This is a genomic window from Halolamina litorea, from assembly GCF_026616205.1.
GTDB classification, from domain to species: domain Archaea; phylum Halobacteriota; class Halobacteria; order Halobacteriales; family Haloferacaceae; genus Halolamina; species Halolamina litorea.
Map to the genome: position 1 here is coordinate 451784 of NZ_JANHGR010000001.1, position 24227 is coordinate 476010.

At 68.7% G+C, this 24227-nt stretch carries 21 protein-coding genes; 7 read left to right on the forward strand and 14 right to left on the reverse strand.

The features are described from left to right. Nucleotides 1-2 precede the first annotated feature (2 nt). Nucleotides 3-884, reverse strand: a complete 882-nt coding sequence (gene mtnP, locus NO998_RS02470; protein ID WP_267645441.1) for an S-methyl-5'-thioadenosine phosphorylase — start codon at nt 882-884, stop codon at nt 3-5. A gap of 126 nt (nt 885-1010) precedes the next feature. Between mtnP and NO998_RS02475 the strand changes: the two genes are divergently transcribed. Next, on the forward strand, nt 1011-2447 hold the full coding sequence (locus NO998_RS02475; RefSeq protein WP_267645442.1) for an MATE family efflux transporter: 1437 nt from the start codon (nt 1011-1013) through the stop codon (nt 2445-2447). Nucleotides 2448-2460: 13 nt separating this feature from the next. Here the strand turns inward: NO998_RS02475 and NO998_RS02480 are convergent, their stop codons facing one another. The 4 genes from NO998_RS02480 to NO998_RS02495 are packed head-to-tail and all read right to left on the reverse strand — an operon-like array spanning nt 2461 to nt 5442. Beyond that, nucleotides 2461-3417 carry an AEC family transporter gene (locus NO998_RS02480; protein WP_267645443.1) on the reverse strand — a complete coding sequence of 319 codons (957 nt, stop codon included), beginning with the start codon at nt 3415-3417 and terminating at the stop codon, nt 2461-2463. 60 nt (nt 3418-3477) lie between these two features. After that, on the reverse strand, nt 3478-4464 hold the full coding sequence (gene corA / locus NO998_RS02485) for a magnesium/cobalt transporter CorA (protein ID WP_267645444.1): 987 nt from the start codon (nt 4462-4464) through the stop codon (nt 3478-3480). Next, nucleotides 4461-4631 carry a hypothetical protein gene (locus NO998_RS02490; protein ID WP_267645445.1) on the reverse strand — a complete coding sequence of 57 codons (171 nt, stop codon included), beginning with the start codon at nt 4629-4631 and terminating at the stop codon, nt 4461-4463. Before NO998_RS02490 ends, corA begins: the two co-directional genes overlap by 4 nt. Before the next feature lie 43 nt (nt 4632-4674). Further along, the gene (locus NO998_RS02495; RefSeq protein WP_267645446.1) at nt 4675-5442 is read right to left on the reverse strand and encodes an alpha/beta fold hydrolase; all 768 of its coding nucleotides are present in this window, start codon (nt 5440-5442) and stop codon (nt 4675-4677) included. Between the two features lie 81 nt (nt 5443-5523). Here NO998_RS02495 and NO998_RS02500 point away from each other — a divergent pair, with 81 nt between their 5' ends. Further along, nucleotides 5524-5733, forward strand: coding sequence for a hypothetical protein (locus tag NO998_RS02500; protein ID WP_267645448.1), 210 nt, complete (start codon nt 5524-5526; stop codon nt 5731-5733). Between the two features lie 28 nt (nt 5734-5761). Here the strand turns inward: NO998_RS02500 and alaS are convergent, their stop codons facing one another. Then, entirely contained in the window at nt 5762-8530 is a 2769-nt protein-coding gene (gene alaS, locus NO998_RS02505; protein ID WP_267645449.1) for an alanine--tRNA ligase, read from the reverse strand. Between the two features lie 114 nt (nt 8531-8644). On the opposite strand from alaS, the gene NO998_RS02510 reads away from it, so the two are divergent. Continuing rightward, on the forward strand, nt 8645-11365 hold the full coding sequence (locus tag NO998_RS02510) for a GAF domain-containing protein (RefSeq protein WP_267645450.1): 2721 nt from the start codon (nt 8645-8647) through the stop codon (nt 11363-11365). Here NO998_RS02510 and NO998_RS02515 read toward each other — a convergent pair. Both NO998_RS02515 and NO998_RS02520 read right to left on the reverse strand, forming a co-directional pair. Beyond that, a complete protein-coding gene (locus NO998_RS02515; RefSeq protein WP_267645451.1) occupies nt 11362-12387 on the reverse strand; it encodes a threonine aldolase family protein in 1026 nt (341 codons plus the stop codon). The genes NO998_RS02510 and NO998_RS02515 overlap by 4 nt on opposite strands. A 76-nt stretch (nt 12388-12463) precedes the next feature. Continuing rightward, nucleotides 12464-13465 (reverse strand): aldo/keto reductase, encoded by a 1002-nt coding sequence (locus NO998_RS02520; RefSeq protein ID WP_267645452.1) that lies wholly within the window; start codon nt 13463-13465, stop codon nt 12464-12466. A 103-nt stretch (nt 13466-13568) separates the two neighbouring features. Here NO998_RS02520 and NO998_RS02525 point away from each other — a divergent pair, with 103 nt between their 5' ends. From NO998_RS02525 to NO998_RS02535, 3 genes are read left to right on the forward strand one after another with little or no spacing between them, the layout of a single operon-like run. Further along, nucleotides 13569-14579 carry an acetamidase/formamidase family protein gene (locus tag NO998_RS02525; RefSeq protein WP_267645453.1) on the forward strand — a complete coding sequence of 337 codons (1011 nt, stop codon included), beginning with the start codon at nt 13569-13571 and terminating at the stop codon, nt 14577-14579. Nucleotides 14580-14621: 42 nt separating this feature from the next. Then, the gene (locus NO998_RS02530) at nt 14622-14918 is read left to right on the forward strand and encodes a hypothetical protein (protein ID WP_267645454.1); all 297 of its coding nucleotides are present in this window, start codon (nt 14622-14624) and stop codon (nt 14916-14918) included. 27 nt (nt 14919-14945) lie between these two features. After that, nucleotides 14946-15728 carry a 23S rRNA (uridine(2552)-2'-O)-methyltransferase gene (locus tag NO998_RS02535; protein ID WP_267645455.1) on the forward strand — a complete coding sequence of 261 codons (783 nt, stop codon included), beginning with the start codon at nt 14946-14948 and terminating at the stop codon, nt 15726-15728. Here NO998_RS02535 and NO998_RS02540 read toward each other — a convergent pair. From NO998_RS02540 to tatC (NO998_RS02560), 5 genes are all read right to left on the reverse strand, one after another. Beyond that, nucleotides 15725-15934 carry a hypothetical protein gene (locus tag NO998_RS02540; RefSeq protein ID WP_267645456.1) on the reverse strand — a complete coding sequence of 70 codons (210 nt, stop codon included), beginning with the start codon at nt 15932-15934 and terminating at the stop codon, nt 15725-15727. The genes NO998_RS02535 and NO998_RS02540 overlap by 4 nt on opposite strands. Before the next feature lie 40 nt (nt 15935-15974). Beyond that, nucleotides 15975-16313, reverse strand: coding sequence for a DUF8064 family membrane protein (locus NO998_RS02545; RefSeq protein ID WP_267645457.1), 339 nt, complete (start codon nt 16311-16313; stop codon nt 15975-15977). A gap of 46 nt (nt 16314-16359) precedes the next feature. Further along, nucleotides 16360-17091, reverse strand: coding sequence for a queuosine precursor transporter (locus NO998_RS02550; protein WP_267645458.1), 732 nt, complete (start codon nt 17089-17091; stop codon nt 16360-16362). Continuing rightward, entirely contained in the window at nt 17088-17264 is a 177-nt protein-coding gene (locus NO998_RS02555) for a ribbon-helix-helix domain-containing protein (protein ID WP_267645459.1), read from the reverse strand. The genes NO998_RS02550 and NO998_RS02555 overlap by 4 nt, the downstream gene beginning before the upstream one ends. A 143-nt stretch (nt 17265-17407) precedes the next feature. After that, the gene (tatC, locus tag NO998_RS02560; protein WP_267645460.1) at nt 17408-20140 is read right to left on the reverse strand and encodes a twin-arginine translocase subunit TatC; all 2733 of its coding nucleotides are present in this window, start codon (nt 20138-20140) and stop codon (nt 17408-17410) included. Nucleotides 20141-20234: 94 nt separating this feature from the next. On the opposite strand from tatC (NO998_RS02560), the gene tatC (NO998_RS02565) reads away from it, so the two are divergent. Next, on the forward strand, nt 20235-21458 hold the full coding sequence (gene tatC / locus NO998_RS02565; RefSeq protein WP_303648129.1) for a twin-arginine translocase subunit TatC: 1224 nt from the start codon (nt 20235-20237) through the stop codon (nt 21456-21458). A gap of 573 nt (nt 21459-22031) precedes the next feature. On the opposite strand, the gene lonB is transcribed toward tatC (NO998_RS02565), so the two are convergent. Continuing rightward, nucleotides 22032-24152 (reverse strand): ATP-dependent protease LonB, encoded by a 2121-nt coding sequence (gene lonB / locus NO998_RS02570; protein WP_267645461.1) that lies wholly within the window; start codon nt 24150-24152, stop codon nt 22032-22034. Between the last annotated feature and the right edge of the window lie 75 nt (nt 24153-24227).

The window sequence follows — 24227 nt, forward strand, 5'->3', positions numbered from 1 at the left end:
GCTCAGTCCTCGAGGTAGTCGCCGACGAACAGGTCGACGCGCTCGCGGGTCTCCTCCGGGATCGCGTCGGTCGGCGTGTTGATCGTCCCCTCCAGCGAGCTGTGGCAGTCACACTCGTGGTCCTCGGGGAACGTGCGGATCGCCTCCTGGATCGCGGCCTTGATGGCGTCTTCGTTGGCCGCGGCGTTCTCGAGCACCTCGTTCAGCGTCACCTCGTGGTCGTCTTTCCACACGTCGTAGTCCGTGACGCCGGCCAGCGTCGCGTAGCACATCTCGGCCTCGCGGGCGAGCTTGGCTTCCGGGATGGCCGTCATGCCCACCACGTCCCAGCCCTGCTCGCGGTAGAACTCCGACTCGGCCTTCGTGGAGTACTGGGGCCCCTCGATGCAGACGTAGGTGCCGCCCTCGCTCACGTCGGCGTCGGCGCCGGTGTCGTCGACGCTGCTCGCCTCGGCGGCGCTACTGAGGTGGTCGACCATCTCCGGGCAGTACGGCTGGGCGAACGGCTGGTGGACGACGATGCCGTCGCCGAAAAAGGAGAGGTCGCGGTGCTTCGTTCGGTCGTAGATCTGATCGGGGACGACCAGCGTGCGCGGGGGGAGTTCCTCGCGCAGGCTGCCGACCGCGTTGGTCGCGAGCACGTGGGTCACGCCGACCTGCTTCAGCGCGTAGATGTTCGCGCGGTAGGGGAGGTTCGTCGGTGAGTGCTGGTGGTCCGGCCCGTGTCGAGGGAGGAACGCGACCTCCCGACCCGTCTCGCCGAACTCGCCGATGGTGACCGGCGCCGACGGCGAGCCGTACGGCGTCTGGATCGTCACTTCGCGGGTGTTGCTGAGCGGCAGCGACTCGTAGATGCCCGAGCCACCGATGAAGCCGATGGTCATGTCCGCCTTTCTCCCTCCACCGGAATAAACGGCGGCGGTTCGGGGCGGTTCCGGCAAGCTGTGCTGGGTGTGACGTGTTACCGTCTGTTGCTCGCCTTCAAGACCCCCCACGACTTTCGATACGTAATGACCTCCACTCGCTCCGAACGCTCCTCGCTCACCCGGGGACCGCTGTTACGCCCGCTGATACGGCTCGCCTGGCCGCTGGTGGCGATCCAGCTCCTCCAGGTCGCGTACAACCTCGTCGACACCGTCTGGCTGGGTCGCCTCTCGGCCGACGCCGTCGGCGCGCTGAGCCTGGCGTTCCCGCTCGTCTTCCTCGTCATCTCCATCGGTGGCGGCTTCACCGCCGCGGGCGCGATCCTCGTCGCCCAGCACACCGGCGCCGGCGGCGACCGGGCGGCGGGCCGTATCGCGGGCCAGACGCTCGGTTTCGTCGGAATCGTCTCCGTCGTCGTCGGCGCGGTCGGCTTTCTCGCCACGGGGCCGCTCCTGTCGATGCTGCCGGCCGATCCCGCGACGACCGAGCGGGTGATCCCGCTGTCGGCGGAGTACATGCGAGTGTTCTTCCTCGGCTCGCCGGCGCTCTTTGGCTTCTTCGTGTTCTCCTCGCTGATGCGCGGCGTCGGCGACACGCGGACGCCGCTCGTGGTGATGTTCGTCTCGGTGCTGGTCAACGTCGCCCTCGATCCGTTCCTCATCTTCGGCTGGTGGGTGTTCCCCGCGATGGGCGTCGAGGGCGCCGCGATCGCCACAGTCACCTCGCGCGTCGTCGCGACCGTCGCCGGGATGTACGTCCTGTTCGGCACGGACCTCGGGCTGACGATCGAGCCCCGCGACCTGATCCCCAAGCCGGGACCGGTCCGGGAGATCGTCGAGTTGGGCGTCCCGACGGCGTTGGAGCAGTCCGGGACCGCGCTGGCGATGGTCGTCGCCACCGCGATGGTCGCCACCTTCCCGCCCGCCGTCGTCGCCGCCTACGGGCTGGGTAACCGCCTGATGTCGCTGGTCACGCTGCCGGCGATGGGGCTCTCACAGGCGATGGACACCGCGGTCGGCCAGAACCTCGGCGCCGACGAACCCGAGCGCGCGACCAAGGCCGTCAAACTCGGTATGGGTCTCGTCGTCGCCGTACTCGCGGTCGTGGCCGTCGTCGTCGCCACGTTCCCCGAACCGATCGTGACGGCGTTCCTGCCCGAGCAGAGTGCGACCGCCGCCGCCACCATCGGCCACGCCTCGACGTACCTCCGGATCATGAGCATCGCGTTCGTGTTCTTCGGGACGTTCCAGGTAGCGATGGGCACCTTCCGGGGCGCGGGCAACACCACGACCGCGCTGGCGCTCTCGCTGATCGCCCTCTGGGTGGTTCGGCTCCCGGCGACCTACCTGCTCGCGTTCCCGCTGGGCTGGGGGCCGACCGGCGTCTGGACCGCCGTCGCGCTGGGCGACGTGGTCGGGTCGCTTTCGGCGCTGTTCTGGCTCTCCCGCGGGACGTGGAAGTCCGCGGTCGTCGAAGTCGAGCCAAAGGAGACGACGAGCGACGTGGTCCCGGCACACGATTAGGGCCGGGACTCGGTTAGACCAGCGCGCCCGACTGCAGCACCGAGATAAGCAGCGTCAGTAGCGGCACCGACAGCAGCGTCGTGACCGCGACGACCGTCGAGACGAACTCCGGCGCGCTCACCCCACCGACCTCCACGTCGTCGGCGAACTCGATCAGCAACACCAGCGGCGTCACCGCCGCGGGCATCGACGACTCGAGCACGTAGGTCCGGGCGACTTCGGGCTGGTCGAAGCCGACCAGCAGCGCGATTCCGATGGCGAGTGCGGGCGCGAGGACCATCTTCCCGGCCGCCGCGACGCCGATCTCCGGCAGGGCGGCGCCGAAGTTGGTGTTCGCCAACTGGATCCCGAGGATCAGCAGCATCACCGGGATCGAGGCGTCGCCGACCAGCGAGAGCGTCTCCATCGCCGTCGAGTCGAGCGGGGGGACGATGTCGAGGGTCCTGGCGAGCAGGCCGGCGGCGACCGCGTAGATCAGCGGGATCCGGAACACGCGCCGCAGCGCGCCCAGTCCCGCGCTCCCGCCGCCCCGGGAGGCGACGTAGACGCCGATGGTGAACATCAACACCGACTGGACCGCGACGTACAGCACGGCCACGCTGCGGCCCGTCTCGCCGAACGCGAAGTCGCTCACCGGGATGCCGTAGTTGCCGGCGTTGGGGAACGTCGAGACCAGCACCAGCGCCGAGAGCGTCGACGTGCCCACGCCGATCAGCCGGCCGGCGATCTCGACGATCGCGGCCATCCCGATCGTGAACGCGGCGATGGCCGCCGCCAGTTTCAGCAGCGTCCCGCCCGAGAGCGTCGAGGCCATCAGGCTGTGCAGCACGAGCGATGGCGCGAGCACGTAGACGACGGCGGTGTTCAACGGGCCGGGCTCTACGTCCTTGAGTCGCCCGAGCACGACGCCGACGGTCGCGATGAGGACGATGGGGAGGATCGCCGAAGCGAAGATCGAGAACAGCGACACTACCGGTGCGTCGTCGGTGAGTCGGCAAGAACGGTTCGGTTTCGGCGGTTCCGGCCGGTCTCAGAGCCAGCCCTGCCGACGGAAGTGGGCGATCATCAGCGCCGCCACCAGCGTCATCCCGAGCATCGTCGCCGGGTAGGCGTACCTCCAGCCGAGTTCGGGCATCGACAGCTCCGTCCCCGCGAAGTTCATCCCGTAGACGCCGACGACGAACGTCAGCGGGATGAAGATGGTCGCGACCACCGTCAGCGTCTTCATCACGTCGTTTGTCGACTGCGAGACGGCGTTGAGGTAGATGTCCCGCGAGCCACCCGTCAGGTCGCGGTAGGTCTCGATCAGGTCGACGACCTGCACGAGGTGGTCGTACACGTCCCGGAAGTACTTCTCGTTGGCCTCGGCGACCTGTGGGATGTCGCCCCGGGAGAGCGCGCCGACGGCCTCGCGGGCCGGCCACGTCACCTTCCGGAACGCCAGTAGGTCCCGACGAACGCCGTTGAGTTCCTCGAGGATCTCCGGTTGGGGGTGGCCGAGCACCCGCTCCTCGACGGACTCGATGTCGTCCTCGATCTCGTCGAGCACGTCGAAGTAGTCGTCGACGATCGCGTCGAGGACGCGGTAGGCAAGGAAGTCCGCGCCCCGGTTGGCGATCCGGCCGCTGTTGCGGACCCACGCCGGCGCCGTCGGGTCCACCAGTTCGAGCTCCGGCGGCGCGAGAGTCACGAGCCAGCCGTCGCCGATGAACAGTCCCACCGACCGGGTGTGGACCTCCTTGCCGAACGCCACGTCGTCGCGCTGGCTGAGTCGCGTGGTCTTCAACAGGACGAACGTGTGGTCCTCGTACTCCTCGACCTTTGGGCGGGTGTGCTCGTCGAGTACGTCCTCGATCGCCAGCGGGTGAACCCCGAACCGCCCCTCGATGGTCTCCAAGTCCGCACCCTCGTCGACGGTCGCGTGGACCCACGTCTCCCCGGGGGCGTCGATGGCCGCGCCCACGTCGTCGTACTCTTCGACGCCGTCGGTCGTGTAGGCGACCGCCTGCAGGGTCATCGTTCGACCCCCGACCCTGGCACGCCCCCGATGACGACCAGCACGATGCCGACCATCAGCGCCGTCAGCGAGAACGCGCGGCCGGGGTAGGGGACGTACACCCCGACGAGGTAGCCGAGCAGGCCGGCGACGAGCAGCCCCCAACCGGCGAGTACGCGTCGTTGCATGCGCTGGCGTTCGGGGCTGGGGTAGTTAAAAGCGCCCGGGCTCTCAGACCGTATCCAGGAACGCCCGGATCTGATCGTTCACGACCTTCGACGCCTCGACGTGCGCGAGGTGCCCCGCGCCCTCGACCTCGAACAGCTCCGCCCGCGGGAGGTCGTCGGCCAGTTCCCGGCCGCGGGCGATCGGACAGAGGCGGTCCTCGGTGCCGTGGACCACCAGCGCCGGCTCTGTGATCTCGTAGGGCTTCTCGACGGCAAACCCCTCGAGCGCCGCGGCCTGCTTCTCCCACGAGTCGGGATCGGCGTCCTCGGCGGCGCGCCACTCGACGAACTGGGTGAGTGCATCGGCCTGTTCGTCGACGAACTCCCGGGAGAGCGCGGCTTCGAGGCCCTGTCGCAGCCCCTCGGCGTCGCTCGGTGCCGCGAACATCGGCTCGGGGTCGTAGCCGCCGCCGTTGAGTGCGCTCCCGATCAGCGTCAGTGACTTCACCCGGCCGGTGGTGCGAGCCAGTTCGAGCGCGACCATGCCGCCGAGGCCGGCGCCGACGACGTGGGCCGACCGGACGCCGTGGTCGCGGAGCACTTCGACCGCGTCGTCGGCGAGTGTCTCGACGGTGCAGTCCTCGGGCGGGTCGTCCGAGCGGCCACAGCCGCGGGTGTCGGCGACGACGACCTCGTAGGGGCCGGCGAGGGCGGCGTGCTGCCAGCCCCACTGCCACGCGCCCAGTCCGATGTCGCCACAGCACAGCACCGCCTCGCCGTCGCCGTCGGCCTCGTAGTACAGCGAGACGCCGTCGGTGTTCACGTAAGGCACATCGGGCGTTCGGTCGGGTCGGTGTTGACCGTTCCGGGAGCCATGCACAGTTTGAAACCCGCCCACCGAGTGGATACGCCAATGCCCGAGTGCGAACGTTGTGGCACCCATCTCGATGCGGTTTCCGGCGGTCTGAAGGACGCGCTTGGTCTCGCGAGCTACGACGGCTACGAGTGTGATCGCTGTGGCACGCTGCTCTGTTCGGACTGTTACAACAAGCGGACGGTGGAGTTGGCCGGCGCGGCCCCCGATAGCTGCCCGCAGTGTGACGGGCGACTGGAGAAGCGATAGTCGGCTCCGCCCGGAAAACGACCGGTCCTTACGCCGCCTGTGCCTGCTGGCGGAGCACCTCGACGGCGTCCTCCAGCGCCTCGTCCAGCGCCTCCACGTCGGGGCCGCCGCCCTGTGCGAAGTCCGGGGGGCCGCCGCCGCCGCCGCCGACCTTGCGGGCGAGTTCGCCGATCACTTGGCCGGCGTCGATGCCGACGCCGTCGGGGACGCCGACGACGATCTGGGCCGAGTCGTCGGCGCCGGAGCCGACGACCGCCACCTTCCCGTCGGCGACCAGCGCGTTCGCGGTCGCCTGTAGCTCGTCGGCGTCGGCGTCGATCCGCTGGATCACCGCCGTCACGCCGTCGATCTCGACCTCCTGGGCGTCCTCGCCGCCGCCGGCGCGGGCCTCCGCCAGCTGACCCTTGAGGTCCTCGATGGTCTTGCCGCGCTGTTTCCACTCGGTGAAGAAGCGCTCGGCGGCGTCGGGAACCTCCTCGGGGTTCACGTCGAACGTTTCGGCGGCGCCGTAGAGGGCGTCCTCGGTGCGCTGGGTCGCCTCGATGGCCGCGGGGCCGGCGGCGAAGACGAAGCGCTCGACGCCGTCCTGTACCGGCTCGGTGTTCAGGATCTTGATCGTCCCGACCTCGCCGGTCCGGCTGACGTGGGTCCCGCCACAGGCCTGCACGTCGTCGCCGACGTGGATCAGGCGGATGTTCTCTCCCGGCGGGATGCCGCCCTGATAGAGGTCGAAGCCGTGTTCGGCCTCGGCCTCGTGGCGACCGGGCCACTCCTGTCGGACCGGGCGGTTGTCGGTCACCATCTCGTTTGCGACCTGTTCGATCTCCTTGACCTCCTGGCGGCTCACGCGGTCGTAGTGGTTCACGTCCAGCCGGGAGCTATCGACGCCCTTCTGAGCGCCGGCCTGCCGGACGTGCTCGCCGAGCACCGTCCGCGCCGCGGCGCCGATGATGTGGGTCGCGGTGTGGTGCTGCATCAGGCGTCGACGCCGCTCGGGGTCGATCTTGCCCGTGACGAACTCGCCCTTGCCGGGGCTCTCGTCGGTGCGGTGGAGGACGACGCCGTTCCGGATCTGCACGTCGGTCACCTCGACGCTGCCGTCCTCCGAGACGAGCGTCCCGTGGTCGGCGGGCTGACCGCCGCCCTCGGGGTAGAACATCGTCTGGTCGAGCACCACGTCGTACCCCTCCTCGCGCTCGATCACGTCGAGGACGACCGCCTCGAACTCCATGCGGTCCTGGTCCTCGTAGTAGAGCTGGTCGGTGTCGGGCAGTTCGTCGGCGCGGTCGGCGCGCCGTTCCTCCTCCTCGAAGGCCTCCTCGGAGTCGTGCCGGGCGGCGACGAGCGAGTAGAAGTCGTCGGGCTCGTCGACGGTCGCGCCGCGCTCCTCGGCGATGTCGGCGACCATCGACGGCTGGATCCCGTGGGAGTCGTACAGTTCGAGCAGTTCCTCGGTCGGTATGGGCGTGCCGGCCTCGGCGTGCTCGTCGGCCAACTGCCGGACTTTCCGGCCGCCGCGTTCGAGCGTCTCCTCGTACTTGCGCTCCTCGGTGCGGACGATGTCGCGGATGGTGTCGCGGTTCTCGTAGTTCAGGCGCTCGGCCTCGCGGTCGACGAGGTCCTCGAGGGGCACGTCGATGCCCACGTCGTCGACGAGGCGCTTGGTGCGGCGCAGCACCATCCGGGCGAGGTAGCCCGTGCCGACGTTCGAGGGGACGATCTCGTCGCCGAACATGTAGGCGAGACAGCGCGCGTGGTCGGCGATGGCGTAGATCGCCTCCAGGGGCTCCATCAGCGCTTCGAGCCGTTCGACGGACACGTCCAGCCGGTCGGCGATGTTGTCCCGGGCGGCCTCCATGTCCTCGGCCTCGTCGATGTCCATGTGGCCGGCCAGCTTCGAGGCGCGGTGGACCAGTTCCTGCTCCTCGTCGGTCATGTCGATCCCGGCCTCACCCTTCAGGAACTCGATGGCCTCGGGGTAGATGGCCTCGTACACCGTCGGAGTGCCCTGACTCATCCACGTCCAGCGCTCGATGCCGTAGCCGGTGTCGACGACCCGCCGGTCCATCTTCGAGTACGTGTTGCCGTCCTTCATCTCGTACTCGCCGTCGGGGTCCTTCTCGAGCATCATGAACACGAGCGTGGCCAGTTCGAGCCCCTCGTAGATGACCTCGAAGGCGGGCCCGGCGTTGCCGCCGCCGACCCACGGGTCCTCGATGAAGGTGACCTCCTCCTTGGGCACGCCCATCGAGGCGAAAAAGTCCTCGCAGTACTCGACACACTCGTCCTTCCAGTAGACCTCGCCCTCGTAGGCGTAGTCGGTGCCTTCGTCGGCGTTGAACGCGTGGTGGCCGCCCATCTCGAAGGCCATCGTGTGCCGGCCCGTCTTCCCGACGTTGTCGATGTCCTGCATCCGGATGCAGGGCTGGGAGACGACGAGGGGGTTGGCCGGCGGCGGCGACTCGCCGCTGGTGACGTGGGGCTGGAAGTCGTAGATGGAGGCCTGGGTCAGCAGCACGTCGTCGCGCCAGCGGTTGGCGGCGACGGGTGCGGGGTCGACGCGTTCGTGGTCGTGGTCCTCGAAGAAAGAGAGGAACTGCTCGCGCATCTCCGCCAGCGAGTACGCGTCATCGAACCCGGGGTCGTCGATGAAACCGTAGTCCTCACAGGGGGGCTCGCCGCAGGTCTCGCGCTCCGCGCGGCTCCAGAAGTGGGCGCCACAGGACGAACAGGTCTGACGTTCGAACCCGTTCTCCGCGAAGTAGTCGAGACGGTACTCGCTCTCGAGCTCGCTCATTACCGGGTGTGGTCCACCGTCGGGCAAAAGGATTCCGGGGTCAGAGCGTGCCGGTCCAGTCTACCGAAACACATATGCGACTATCTTCCAAGGTATGGGTAACTGATTCGTCGCGTGACACACGCAACCGAACTCCTCGTCGTCGGCGACAACCCGTGTACGACGGCCGGTTCCCTCCTCGACCGGGGTGGGTTCGTCGGACGCATCCGAGCCGCCGGCTCGGCCCTCGCCGCCTTCGAGGAGTCCAGACCGGACTGTCTGGTCGCCTGTGGGGACTCGATCCCGGCGTCACTGGCCGCGGCGGCTTCCGAGGCCGGCTGTCCGATCGTCGACTGTTCGGGGGCGCCCGTCCCCTCCCGGAGCGCCGCGGCATCGGCGTCCGACACCGGCACCGACGCCGACGCCGGTGCCGACAGGCTGGCGAGGCGGGTTCACGGGGCCGTCGACGGCACCCCGAACCGCGAGCGGGTCGCCCGTCTCCACGAGGGGTCGGCGACGCTCGTCGGAACCGAGAACCGGGAGGAACTCCACCGCCGGATCGTCGAGATCGGATCCGAGGTGCTCGGCTTCGGGATCGCGGCGCTCTACCTCTACGACGGCGAGGGGTTCCGGCTCGCGGCGTCGACGGACCCGGACACGCCCGAGCGCGCCGACCCGGAGTTCGGCATCCTCGGACAGGTCCGCCGGACCGGCGAGCCGGCGATCATCGACGACATCGAGGAACACGCGGTCGCCGAGCAGCGAACGCCGGAACTCAACTCGGGGATCGCGGTCCCGTTCGGGGACGTTGGGGTGTTCGGCGGCCTCTCGTCCGAGCCGGGGAGCTACGACGCGGTCGACTTGGAGTTCGCCCAACTGCTCGCCAACCACGGGGCGCAGGTCGACGCCCGCATCCGCGCGGAGTCAGATCTCCGGCGGCGACAGGCCCGTATCACGAGGCTCCACGAGGCGGCCCCGTCGCTGATCGACGCCGAGACCGAGTCGACCCTCTACGAGCGCGTGGTCGACATCGCCGAGGACGTCCTCGACCTCGACCAGTCGGTGCTGGTGATGGAACGCGACGGCGAGCTCACGCCGGTTGCGGGGCGGACCGGCCGGATCTCGGACATCTCCACCTCCGCGGGGATCCTCGGCCGGACGTACAACGAGGGGCGCTCGTTCCTCGTCGACGACGCCGACGAGAACGCCGACGCCGAGCCGGCAAACGAGACGATCAAGTCCGCCATCTCGGTCCCGGTCGGCGAGACGGGCGTGTTCCAGGTTTTCTCCGACGCGACCGACACGTTCGACGAGGCGGACCTCGAACTCGCGGAGCTGCTGGTTGGCTACGCCGAGACGACGCTCGACCGCATCCGTTCTGAGCGGGCGCTGCGGGAGTCCCGCCGGGTGATCGAGCGACTCCACAGCACCGCCATGGAACTCGCCGGCGCAGAGACCGAGTGCGACCTGCTCGAGCGTGCGGTCGCGGCCGCCGAGGACGTCCTCGAACTCGACATGTGCAAGCTCGACCTCCGCGAGGGGGACATGCTCGTCCCCGTCGCCGAGTCCGGCGGCGTCCCCGCCGACGCCGGCCGGCCGATGCACGTCTCGGAGGGGCTCGCGGGCAAGACCGCTCGGACGGGCGAGTCGTTCCGGGTGGACGACCTCGGGGGCGACCCGGACTCCGCGCCGACCAACCCCGAGTTCCGCTCGGCGATTTCGGTCCCCGTTGGCGACCTCGGGGTGTTCCAAGCCGTCTCGACCGACCATGGGACGTTCGACCAGGAGGACCTCGAACTCGCGGAGCTGCTGATGGCCCACGTCGCCGTCTCGCTCCGCCGGGTGCGCGCCGAGGGGGACCTCCGCCGGGAGCGTGACAGCCTCGAAGCGCTGTTCGAGAACATCCCCGGGGCGGCCGTCTCCTACGAGATGACCGACGGAGAGCCGGTCGTTCGCCGCGTCAACGGCGCCTTCGAGCAGACGTTCGGTTACGACGCCGCGACCATCGTCGGCGAGTCCCTCGACGACTTCATCGTCCCGCCGGAGGACGAGCCGACGGCGGCGGAGTACAACGACCGACTCAGCGACGGCGAGCGGGTCCAGACCGAGGTCGAACGCGAGACGGTCGACGGCACCAAACACTTCCTGTTGCAGGTCACCCCGCTCGAAGTCGGTGAGGAGAGCGCGGCCGGCTACGCCATCTACTCCGACGTGACCGAACAGCGCGAACGCGAGGCCGAACTCCGGCGACAGAACGAGCGCCTCGACCAGTTCGCGAGCGTCGTCAGCCACGACCTCCGGAACCCGCTCAACGTCGCCACGGGCTACCTCGAACTCGCACGGGAGAGCGACGACCCCGAACACCTCGACCGGATCGAGGACGCCCTCGAACGGATGGACGGCCTCGTCACCGACCTGCTCCGACTGGCCCGCGAGGGACAGGACCTCGGCGAGCTAACCACCGTTCCACTCGAGGAGGTTGCCCGGGAGGCGTGGAGCCACGTCGCCACCGAGGACGCCTCGCTCTCGGTGCCGACCGACCTGACGGTCGAGGCCGACCGCGAGCGGCTGGTGGGGCTGCTGGAGAACCTCTACCGGAACACCGCCGAACACGGCGGCGACGCGCCGACGGTCACCGTCGGCGACCTCCCGGACCGTCATGGCTTCTTCGTCGAGGACGACGGTCCCGGCATCGACCCCGACATCGAGCCGTTCGACACGGGTTCGACCACCAGCGAGAACGGGACCGGCTTCGGGCTCCCCATCGTCAAGAGCATCGCCGAGCCCCACGGCTGGTCGGTACTGGTGACCGAGAGCGAGGAGGGCGGCGCGCGCTTCGAGTTCGTGTTCGATTAGTCCTGCATCGCGGTCCGAACCGAATCGATCGCGTTCGCCACGTCGGCGTCACCCACGTCCCAGTTGGTGGTGAAGCGGACGGTCGTCTCGCTGAACGCCACCGCGAGCACGCCGTGCTGTTCGATCTGCCCGACGAACTCGTCGGCGGTCAGGCCCGTGCCCGCCACGTCGGCGACGACGATGTTCGTGTCCGGTGCGGTCGTCTCGATCCCGTCGATCCCGGCCAGCCCGTCGGCGATCTCGGCGGCGCGCCGGTGGTCGGCGTCGAGGTGTTCGCGGTTCTCCAGTGCCAGCAGCGCCGGCGCGGCGATGATGCCGGCCTGTCGCATGCCGCCGCCGAACAGCTTCCGGGTGCGCCGGGCGCGGTCGATGAACTCCTGTTCTCCGACGAGCACCGAGCCGACGGGGGCACCCAGCCCCTTCGAGAGGCAGAACATCACGCTGTCGGCGTTCTCCGCGAGCGCGGCGGGGTCGGTGTCCAGCGACGCGGCGGCGTTGAACAGCCGTGCGCCGTCGAGGTGGACCGGCACGTCGTGTTCGTGGGCTGCCTCGGCCGCCGCGTCGATGTCGGCCTTCGGGACGGCGACGCCGCCGCGGTAGTTGTGAGTGTTCTCCAGACAGAACAGCCCCGTGCCGGCCTCGTGGAGGCCCTCCTCGACGATCCCCTCACGCACTTCCTCCGGGGTGGGGACCCCGTCGTCGCCGAAGTCGAGCAGGCGCGTCTGCAGGCCGCTGAGTTGGGCGACCGCGCCGAGTTCCCACTTGAGGACGTGGGCGTGTTCGTCGGCGAGCAGTTCCTGCCCGCGGTCGGTGTGGGTCCGGATGGCGATCTGGTTGCCCATCGTGCCGCTAGGGACGAACAGGCCAGCCTCCTTGCCGAGCACCTCGGCGGCGCGGTGTTCGAGTTCGTTGACGCTCGGGTCGTCCCGGTAGACGTCGTCGCCGACCTCGGCGTTCTTGGCTGCCTCCCGCATCGCGTCGGAGGGTCTGGTGACGGTGTCGGAGCGTAGATCTACGACCATGCCGTCGCTCGGAGTGGCTGGGGAATAAGGAATGCGGTGCCGTGGGGGACCTTCCGGTTCCGGCGCGTTCGCCGCCTCAGAGGTTGGCGTACGGGCCGCCCTTCGCCTCGGTCAGCCGGTCGACCTGCTCGTCGCTCAGGTCGATCGCGGCGGAGGCGAGGTTCTCCTCCAACTGCTCGACGGTGCGGGCGCCGACGATGGGCGCGGTGACGCCCTCACGGTGCTGGAGCCACGCGAGCGCGACCTGTGCGGGCGAGGCGTCGACCTCGTCGGCGACCTCGTCGAGCACGTCGTGGACGTCGAAGTTCGTCTCGGTGAGGTAGGCGCTCTCGAAGCGACTCGACTCGGCGGCGCGGGACTCGCCGGTCAGGCCCTCCTCGCGGTCGTACTTCCCGGTCAGGAACCCCTGACCGAGCGGGCTCCACGGGCAGACCGCCAGCCCCTCCTCGCGGGCCATCTGGAGGTAGTCCCCCTCAACCTCGCGGTCGACGAGGTTGTATCGGGGCTGGAGCACGGTGAACGGCTCCCAGCCCTCCGCGCGGGCCAGTTCGTTGGCCTTCGACACCCGCCAGGCGTTGGGGCGGAGCGTCGAGGCGCCGAGGTAGTGGACCTTCCCCTCCTCGACCAGCGCGTTCAGGGTCTTCATCGTCTCGCGGGTCGGCGTCTCGCCATCCCAGCGGTGGAGGTAGAGTACGTCCACGTAGTCGGTGTTCAGTCGGTCGAGGATGGCCTCGACGCGGTGGCGGATGTTCTTCCGGTTGGTCCCTCGGCTGTTGGGGTCGCCCTCGCGGATCTGCCAGTAGATCTTGGAGGCGACCGTGTAGCGCTCGCGGTCGCGCTCGGCCAGCCAGTCGCCGATCCACTCCTCTGCCTTCCCGCCGCCGTACACGTCGGCGGCGTCGATGTAGCGCCCGCCGGCGTTCGCGTAGGCGTCGAGCAGGGTCTTTGCCTGCTCCTCGTCGATCTCCACGTTCCCCGCCTCGGTCTCGCGGCCGAAGCGCCACGTGCCGAACTGGAGTTCGCTCGTTTGGAGGCCGCTCTCGCCGAACCGGACGAAGCCGAGGTCGGTGTCGCTCATGATCGTGTCCCCCTGTTGGGCCGAACGTGGCAAAAGCGTTCAGCTATCGGCGGCCGCCGGGACCGCGGGGCAACGTTATCCGCCTCCGGGTGTCAGATCCGCCATGACCGAGCGCCGCTTCGCCGTCGCCGACGCCCCCGAACCGGACCACCGACTCGCCGACGACCCGGCGAACCGCCACTACGCCTGGGACGCCGACCTCGACCCGGCGCTCACCGTTGCCCCCGGTTCAGTCGTCCAGTTCGACTGTCGGGACGCCTACGACCGGCAGCTTCCCAGGGAGCCGACCGTCGACGACGTGGCCGCCGTCGACGCCGACGGTCACCCGCTCGTGGGGCCGGTGGCGGTGGAGGGTGTCGAACCGGGCGACACGCTGCGGGTGGACCTACTCGCGTTCGAACACGAGGGCTGGGGCGTCTCGACGGTTCCGGCCGGCGAGAGCGGCGGCGGCCTGTTACCCGAGGAGTTCCCCGAACCACACGTCCGTGCGTGGGACCTCGACGGCACCGCGACCGTCGGCGGCGAGGAGCGCCGGGTGGCCCGCTTCGCCGCGGACGACGCCCCCGACGTGACGGTGCCGCTCGCGCCGTTCCCGGGCAACCTCGGTGTCGCCCCGGCCGCCGACGAGCCACAGAGCACGATGCCCCCGCGGGCCGTCGGCGGCAACATGGACGTGAAACACCTCACCGCGGGCGCGACGCTCTACCTGCCCGTCGAGGCCGCGGGCGGGCTGTTCTCCGTCGGCGATTGCCACGGCGCACAGGGCGACGGCGAGGTCTGCATCACCGGGATCGAGGCACCGATGCGCGTCACCGCCCGCCTCGACGTGACCGACCGGGCGATCGACCAGCCCCAGTTCGAGACGGGCGGGCCGTTCACCCCGACCGGCCGCGACGAGCCGATGTACGCCACCACCGGGATCGCGCCGGACCTGATGGACGCCACCAAGCGCGCGACCCGGGCGATGATCGACCACCTCCACGAGCGCCGTGGGTTCTCCCGGCCCGACGCCTACGTCCTCTGCTCGGCCGCCGTCGACCTCAAGATCAGCGAGGTCGTCGACGCCCCCAACTGGACGGTGACGGCGTACCTCCCCGAGTCGGTGCTGGCCTGAACACGCCGCGGGATTGATTCCGGGCCCGACCGACCGGCGAGCATGGACTGGAGCCCGCGCGTGATCCGCGCCTACGTCGACCACTTCCTGCCCCGCGACGTGGTGGGGCCGGTGATCATCGTCTTCTCGCTGGAGGGGGTGATCGACGGCGTCTTCTCGGAGTACGTCCCTCCCGGCTACGAGACGCTCGGCTGGGGGTTCGTCTTCCTCCTCTCGCTGTTCGTCGTCGCCTACTGGGGCGCCGTCGACGAGGAGGACCTCGACGACCTCCACGAGCAGATCGACGAGATCGAGGCCGAGGAGACGGCTGCGGCGGCCGAAGCGGAGCGAAGCCCGTAAACGGCCGGACCGCCCAGTACCGCCAAGATGGCCCGGAAGGACGACTACTACAACAGAGCCAAACAGCAGGGCTACCGCGCGCGGTCGGCCTACAAGCTGAAACAGCTCGACGACAGCGCGAACCTCTTTACCGAGGGTGACACCGTCGTCGACCTCGGGGCCGCCCCCGGCGGGTGGCTTCAGGTCGCCGCCGAGAAAGTCGGCCCGCGGGGGAAGGTCGTCGGCGTCGACCTCCAGCGCATCGACGACCTCGAACCCCACCAGGTGACGACGATGCGTGGGGACATGACCGAGGAGCGGACCCGTGACCGCCTCCGACGAGAACTCAACGCCGAGGAGGGCGAGGGAATCGTCGACACCGTCATCTCGGACATGGCGCCGAACATGACCGGCGAGTACGAACTGGACCACGCCCGCTCGGTCCACCTCGCCCGGATCGCCTTCGAGACGGCCCAACAGTACCTCAAGCCCGGCGGCGACTTCGTCGCCAAGGTGTTCCAGGGCCGGGACCTCGACGACCTGCGCGAGGAGATGGGCGAGTCGTTCCAGTACGTCCGGACGATCACCCCGCCCGCCTCGCGTGACGCGTCGAGCGAGGTCTATCTGGTCGGGAAGGGGTACACCACCGCTCCCGTCTCGGAGGGAGAGACGCTCACCGTGGATATCGTCGACACCGGCGACGAGGGCGACGGGATCGCCAAAGTCGATGAGTTCACGGTCTTCGTCGGCGGCGCCGACGAGGGCGAGACGGTCGAGGTCTCGATCACCGACGTGAAGCCGAACTTCGCGTTCGCCGAGCGCCTCGACTAACTCGATATCCAGGCGTAGGTCTGGAGCGAGCCGAACAGCAGGGCCAACACGCCGTTCTGCACCAACAAGACGTTCTCGGCGTTCGCCGGGGGCGCCGTTCGGACCCACACCGCCAGCAGGCCGAACAGCGTCGTGAGGACGAGGTTGTACTTCGCCAGCACCGTCCACGTGTCCTGATCGAGGTCGATCAAGCCGTCGCTGCCCATACGTCGTTGACGCGCCCCAGCGGGAGGAAGCTGGCGGCTGCTACAGCCGCAGGTACGTCGTCCCGGCGCGCCAGTTGTACAGTTCGACGAGCGTGCCGATAGTGCTAAAAACGACGAGAATCCCGACGAACAGCACGCCGCTCCGGAGGTAGGCGACGACACAGACGCCCGTCGCCGTCGCGGCGCCGAGGGCGTTGTAGGCGTCGTGCTCCCGCACTCGCGGTGACGAACTCAGCCCGAGGAAGACGATCCCGAGCGCCACGAGCGCGTATGCCCACGGCGCGGGCCCGCCCGGGCGGACGGCGAAGACGACGCCGACGATCGCGAGTAGGGCCGCGGCGCCGGCGTAGAGGAGCGTGCCGACTCGCTGTTCGTCCATCGGCGCCGACTCGGGGCGCCGGCGAGAAAAAGCCGCGGTCAGCCGATTACGCCGTGAACAGCCGCCGGTCGCCCTCGCGGTTCCGGACCGCCCGGACCACCGCGTAGACGAAGGGCGTGTCGATCAGCGCGATGGCCAGCTTCAGCACGTACTGGCCGACGATCAGCGCGGCGACGCTGGGGACGGGCCCACCACCCACGAGGGGGAGCTCCATCCCGGCGCCGATGCCGAGGTTCGGCAGCACCCAGAACGCGACGCCGACGAAGATCACGGTGTCGATCAGCTGGCTGCTGGCGGTCGAGCCGATGTTGCGCAGCCAGAGCTTCTCGCCGTCGGTGTACTCCTTCAGTCGGTGGAACGCGATCACGTCCCAGTTCTGGCTGGCGACGTAGGCCAGCAGGCTGGCGGCGACGATGTTCGTCGCCGAACCCAGCACCGACGAGAACGTGCTCGCGAACTCGGGGTCCGCCGCGGGGGCGGCGATGGTGCTCCAGACGAGCGCCAGCACGACGAAGTTCATCAGGAACGCGACGTTCACCAGTTCGCGGGCGGCCTGCTTGCCGTACAGTTCGGCGTAGCAGTCGGAGGCGAAGTAGGTCACTGCGTACGCGAGCGCGGCGCCGGGAAGCGTGAGCGCGCTGCCGGCGATCGGGATCGAGAACGGCAGCGAGAAGCTGAGCAGTTTCGCGGCGGTCAACTGGGCGGTCACCAGCGCCGTGACGAACAGCGCGACGAGTAGCAGGCGGTCGACGGGAAGCGCGCGGCGCTCGGCGCTCACGCGTCCTCCTCGAGTCGCCCCTGTCGCTCGTCGATCTCGTCGAGTTGGTCGAGCGTCTTGCGGATCGACGCCCGGATGGCGTCGCTGCGGTTCACGAACTTCGCGTCGTCGCCGACGTGCTCGTCCAGGTCCGCGAGCAGTTCGTCGGGGATTTCGACGGATACCTTGCTCATCGCTGCTCCCCCGCCCGTGTCGCTGGCTGATCGCCGGCACGGGGTGCCGGCCGATTCGGTGTTCGCGTAGTCATCGCTGGGGAGTACCTGAAGCACACCCAAAAGCGCACCGTTCGGCAGTGTGGTGGGGTCGAACAGCCCGGCTACTGCTTCTCGAGGCCCTTGGGACCGATCGTGGGCTTCCGGAGGTTCCGCCGCCCGCCGAGCGTCAGCACGTAGAGCACGCCGATCCCGACGCCGTAGGCCGCCATCAGCGGGATCGTGACCATGAACATCGTGAGGATGTCCGCCGGCGTGAGCAGCGAGGCGGCGAGCAGCATCCCGATCATCACCTCGCGCCAGCGGCTCCGCATCGCCGTGTAGGAGACGCCGGCCGTGTTCAACAGCACCATCAACACCGGCACGTCGGCGAGCAGGCCGATCCCGGCCGTGGTGAAGAAGATCAGCCAGAAGAAGTCGGTGATCCGGTAGCTGATGGTCATGTTCGCGTCCAGCGCGTCGGTCACGAGGAAGGAGATCACGCGCGGCGCGACCTCGAAGTAGCCGAACACCATCCCGCCGAGCAGGCCGGCGGTCAGCAGACCGACCCAGCCGAAGATGACCTGTCGGCGACCGCGGACGAACCCGAGGTCACGCAGTGCTGGCCACGCGAAGTACGCGATCAGCGGCAGCGTGGCAGCGACACCCAACAGCGCCGAGAACTTCACCTCGAACACCAGCGCCTCGACGGGGTGGAGCGCGATGACCTTCGACGCCTCCGCGGCGGTCTGGCCCGGCTGCAGCACCTCCCCCGGCACGCGGGAGAGGAAGTCGGCGTAGACGTCCTTGATCCCGCCGGTGTAGAGCCAGAAGAACGACCCCGCCATCACGACCATGAACGTGCCGACGATGTAGAACAGCCCCGAGGTCAGCGAGCCGAGGATGAACTGGATGTCCTTGTAGTAGCCGCCGATGTCGTCCTCGTCGGTGTCCTCGGCGAACTCGCTGAGGAACGTGCTGCCGGCGCGCTGGGTCCGGTCACCCATGCTTCCGGGCTCGCGCTTCTCCTCGCTCTCGGCTTCGGCCTGCTCGACGGCGTCGTCGTAGCGCTCGAAGATCAGCCGCGCCCGGGCGTCGTCGCCGGCTTCGAGCGCACGGTTGGCGTAGAAGTTCGCCGCGGGCTCCTCCAGCGCCGCGAACGTCGCCGGCGGCGCGCGTTCGAGCTCCTCGGTCGTGAGCTCGCCGACGTTGACCGCGGTCGGGTCAGTCCCCGCGAAGTAGCTCGCGAGCAGCGCGTAGATCGTAACGAGGACGGCGACGAGGCCGAGCGCGATCCCGGCGGCGGCGCCGGCGGCGACGGCCGAGGAGAGCCCGTAATCGGGCACGGCGACGCTGAAGCCGACCTGCGAGAGGAGGCTGTTGACCTCCCCCGGGTAGCCGAAGACGGCGTAGCTCACGGCGAGGACGAGCACGCCGAGCGCCGCGAGCGGGCCGCCCTGTTCGCGGACGCGCTGGCCCCAGTCGATCCAGCCCCGGCCGCGGCTGATCGCGGCGACAGGGTTGACGGGCGTGAACAGCGGGTCGGACTCGTACGTCGGTGGTTCGGGGGCGTCGGGGTCTGGTTCGTGAGCCTCGTCGTGCCGGTCGAGGATCGCTTGGGCCTTCGCGTGGTGGCCCTCGTCGATGGCGTTCTGTGCGGCTTCGAGCGCCTCGGGTTCGCTCATGGCCTCGAACGCCTGGATCGGCGCCGCACGAACGCCGGCCTCGTCGAGTTCGTCGAGGTCGATCCCGGTCGGGTCGCCCGTCTCGGCGTCGGGGGCGACCGACTCGTCGAGTTCGCGGTAGGCGAACGTCAGCAGGCCGACGACGGCGAACAGCAGGCCGATCACGAGTCCCGCGAGAACCACGTTCGCGGTCGCTGAGAGCGAGGTCAGCTCCGAGAGGACCGGCGCGCGGTAGCTGCTGCCGATCGCTTCCAGCGCGGCGTCGGCGCCGCTTCGCCCGCCGGCGTTCTCGAACAGCCACGCGACGGCGACGCCGGCGACGACGAGCGCGGCGAGGGTGTTCCAGTTGCCGCCGACGAGGCCGCCGAGCGTCAGGCGTTCGCTGCCGCGCTTCATCGTGACCGCGAACTTCGCGAGGTAGAGGCTGAACGCGTAGAGCACCAGCAGCGGCACCGCCCACATGATCTGGGTGAACGGGTCCGGCGGCGAGAAGACGGCGCCGAAGACGAAGATGGCGACGACGGCGTAGCGCCACTTGTCACGGAACTGTTCGTAGGGGACGACCCCGGTGTAGGAGAGCCCGGTGATCGCTAGCGGCATCTGGGCCGCCAGTCCGAAGGAGACCGTCAGCAGGACGACGAACTGGGTCCAGAGGACGATCGACCAGTACGGCGCGAACCCCGCCGCCAGCGCGTTGCCGGCGAGGAAGTTGAACATGATCGGGAAGAAGAGGAGATAGCCGTAGGCCATCCCGCCCATGAACAGGAGAAACGAGAGGAAGACGATGGGAACGACCTTCCACATCGGGATCGGGACCTCCGGCCAGCGCCCGCGCTCCTTGAGCGCGTCACGGGAGAAGTACAGCAACACGGGCGCGGCGACGACGATCCCGACGACGAGCGAGATCTTCGCCTGTAGCAGGATCACGTCGAAGGGCGTCTGGGCGATGATGTCGAACTGTGAGGCCAGCTCGTCGGGCATCCGCGCGGTGGTGACGCCCTTGAGCCAATCCCAGATCCCGCCACGGAGGGCGTAGAAAGCACCCAGGAAGCCGATCAAGAAGACGATGAAGACCTTCTGGAGGTCCTTCTGTGCGGAGCGGAGCATCGCCCCGGCCGTCTCCCGGCCCTCGGCGATGGCGCGCTGGGTATCGTCGTCGAGCGCGCTGGACATGGGACGAAGGAGCCGCCTCGGAGTTATCAACCTTTCCACCTCGCGTGCGAGCGATCCGAAAAGGCCTATAAGACCGCGCCGGCGATAGCGAGCCATGGCCGAGGAACCGGAGGACGATGGGGGCCGTGAGCCGTCCGGCTCGCCGCCGACCGGTTCCGACGAGGAACGAACCGAGTCAGAGTCGGACGCCGAACCAGAACTGACTGACCCGGAAGGTCCGGGACCACACGACAACGACCCGGAAAGCGACGGGTCGACCGACGGACCCGACCCGAGCGAGAACGGCGACGCCCCCGACGAGGACATCGACAGCGACGACATCATCGACGACGATGCCGATCAGCCGCCCGCGTCCACGGACGTCGAGGGGCTGGGTAACGATACTGACGCTGACGACGACGCGTCGACGACGGATGTGGATGGGGACGAAGACGACGAGGGGTACATGTTCGAGGACTACGACCCCAACGCCGCCCCGGACGGCGACATCGCCACGACAGATCCCTCGGCAAACGGCGCGTCGGACGACGACGACCTCAGCGAGGGACTGCTCGGTAGTGGCCCCGATTCGGACCAAGAGATGCCGCTGGCGGCCCACATCGAGGAGATGATGACCCGCCTCGCGGTCGTCTTCGCCGTCGGCGGCGCCGTCGCGCTGACGCTGCTGGGGTTGGGCCAACTGTTCGAACCCGTTCCGACCTCCGTGGAGCTGATCGACATCCTCTGGAACAACGCGATCCCGGGCGCCCCCGAGATCGCGGGGCGCCGCCCGCGGCTCTACAGCCCGCTCGAACTCATCCTGACCGAACTCAAGGTGACCGCACTGGCTGGGCTGCTTGTCGCGCTCCCGGTGTTCGTCTACGAGACGTACCTGTTCATGCGGCCGGGGCTCTACCCCCAGGAACGCCGCTACTACCTCTCGGCGATCCCGACGAGCCTGATCCTCGGCACCGTCGGGATGGCGTTCTCGCACTTCGTGATCATCCCGGCGATCATGCGGTACTTCACCCTCTACACCGACGAGAACGTCGCCACCGTGGCGTACGGGCTCTCGGACACCTTCTCACTGATCCTCGTCCTGATGGGCTACATGGCGGTGATCTTCCAGATCCCGCTGTTCATCATGCTCGCGATCATGATGGGGATCGTCACCCGGACGTGGCTGGAGGACAAGCGCCTGCTCTTCTGGGGTGGCTTCCTCACCATCGCGTTCCTCGTCAACCCGGACCCGACTGGGATGACCCCCTTCATCATCGCGGCGACGATGATCGTCCTCTACGAGGGGACGCTGGCGTTGCTGCGCTGGACGGGGAACTGACCGTCGGGCTGGCCTCGGACTGATTCTTCGCACTTCCTCGATGCCCCTGCCCATCGGTGTCGCTTTTCTACCGTTGCCGCCAACCCCGCGTGGCTCGCTCCCGGGCTGACTGTGCTGCGCGATCGAGCCACCGAGTGCGATGCTGTGGTCGCTGTTCGTCGTCACCCTGCTGCTGGGTCGCCCCGAACCCGGCATCCACGGCAGGAGTGGCTCCCGCTCTAGGCTGGCTGTGAGTTTCGCGTCCGTCTTGGGCCACACGAACCGTCCCCGTCTCGGGACCGCTCGGCTCTGTGCTCGCTACTTCGTTCGCCTCGGTCGGTCGTCGTGGCGGTTCCACCGCGTCCAGGGGAGGCCGTCGTCCGGCCGACGCCTCGGCCAGTCCACCGGGCTGCGAGCGTGTCGGCGCTTGGAGGGCCAGTGTCCCTCTCTTCCCGCGTGCATCGCTGCGGGCAGCGCCGTTGCTGGTGGATCCGTGGTGTCGAACAGCTAGGGCTGGGCCACTCGTCGTGAACCTTCCTGTCGCAGTCGCTCAGTACCGAGAAAGAACGCAAAAAAGAACGCCCGACAGAACGCTTACTGCGGCGTCGGGTCCGAGCCGCCCGTCGGGGTGGTGACCTCCGAACTCTCCTTGAGCGCGGAGCCGGTGATGGTCTTGAGGCGGCTGACGAGCGAGTCCTTCCCGCCCTCGCCCTCCAGGGCCACCTCGAGCACTTCCGAGATGTGTGAGACCGGAATGATCTCGATCATCTCCTCGTACTCCTCCTCGATCATCACGTCCTGCTCGTTGGCCTGCGGGATGATCACGCGGTCACAGCCCGACTTCGCGGCCGCCTCGATCTTGTGGGTAACCCCTCCCACGGGGAGCACGTCGCCCCGCACCGAGAGCGACCCCGTCATCGCCAGGCTCTGGTCGACGCCGATGTCCTCCAGCGCGGAGATCACCGCCGTCGCCACCGTGATCGACGCCGAGTCGCCGTCGACGCCCTGCTGGCCGGCCTGGACGAACTGGATGTGGATGTCCTTGTCCGATATCTTCTGGTCGGTGTACTTCTTGATGATCGCCGAGACGTTCTGTACGGACTCCTCGGCCATCTCCTTGAGCTGTCCGGTGGCGATCACCTGCCCGCCCATCCCTTGGGAGGGGGTGATCTCGGCCATGACCGGGAGCATGATCCCCGAGTCCTGACCCATGACGGCGAGCCCGTTGACCCGGCCGACCTGGAACCCTTCCGAGACCTGCAGTTCGTAGTCCTTGCGGCGCTCGATGTAGTCGTCGGCGAGCTGCTGCTCGATCGAGCGGCTGCGGCCCTTGGCCTCCATCACGTGTTCGCGCGTGGTGGCCTCGGCGCCCTGCCCGCGGGCGACGTCGCCCGCGACGCGGACGAGTCCACCCAGCGAACGGAGTTCGAGCGTGAGGTGGTCCTTCCGGCCGGCACGGCGCCGGGCTTCGAGGATGACCTCCTCGACTGCCTCCTCCGTGAAGTGGGGGAGGCGACCGTCGTTCTCGACCTCCTGGGCCACGAAGCGCGCGTACTTGCGGCGCATCTCGGGCGTGTCGCGGATGGTGTCGTCCATGTACACCTCGTACCCGTAGCCGCGGATACGGTTCCGGAGCGCGGGGTGCATGTTCTCCATCGCGTCCATGTTCCCGGCCGCGACCATGACGAAGTCGGTGGGGACCGGTTCGGTCTGGACCATCGCACCCGAGGAGCGCTCGGACTGGCCCGTGATCCCGAACTCGCCCTCCTGAATCGCGGTCATGAGGTGCTGCTGGGAGCGAACGTCGAGCGTGTTGATCTCGTCGATGAACAGCACGCCCTTGTTGGCTTTGTGGATGGCGCCGGCCTCGACACGGTCGTGGCTCGGCGTCTCCATCCCGCCGGACTGGAACGGGTCGTGGCGGACGTCGCCCAGCAGGGCACCGGCGTGGGCGCCCGTGGCGTCCTCGAACGGCGCCGTCTTGGTGTCGGCGTTGTTGACCAGCAGGTTCGGGATCATCGCGTCGCTGCCACGCGAGATGTACTGGAACCCGATGTAGATCAGCACCGCCGCGATGACGGCGATGATGGGGTTCCCCATCGCGAGGATCGCGTAGCCGGCGACGACGGCGATGACGATCCACATGAGGAGGCTGCGAAGCTGATCGCGCTTCTGGGCCTCCTCCTTGTGGGCGTCGATGATCTGTTCGCCCTTGCCCGCAGGCACCGTCCGGACCTTCGGCTCGTTGCCGTCGTCCGGGTTGTGGTAAACCAGTACGTCTTGGAGGTCCTCCTGAGGGAGGAGTTCGGCCATCGCCTTCGCGAGCATCGACTTCCCCGTCCCGGGGGAGCCGATCATCATCACGTGTCGGCGCTGCTTGGCCGCCTTCATTACCACGTCACGGGCGTGTTCCTGCCCGATCACTTGGTCGACCAGCCGCTCGGGCACCTCGATCTCGGAGGTGGAGTCGATGCGGAGCCCGCCGAGGAGGTCGTCCTGATCGATCTCCTCGTCGTCGGCGATCTCGGCGTCGAACTCGACGTCGCTCCCGAGGTCGTCGATGCTGGGGGCCTCCTCCTCCTCCTCGCGGTGCCGTTGCTCCGCGGGCCGGTCGGGCTGTTCTCCGGGGTCGCCCTGGGGGGTATCACCGTTCAACGGGAAGGGATCTTCCTCCCCCTCGTCGGGCACGTCGGTATCGTCCGTTTCGTTGCTCATAGAACGCTGTCGCTACGTCAAAGGTGGCTCGCGCGCCTGATATACTTTCCCCCATCTGAGGTTCCCGTTCGACTG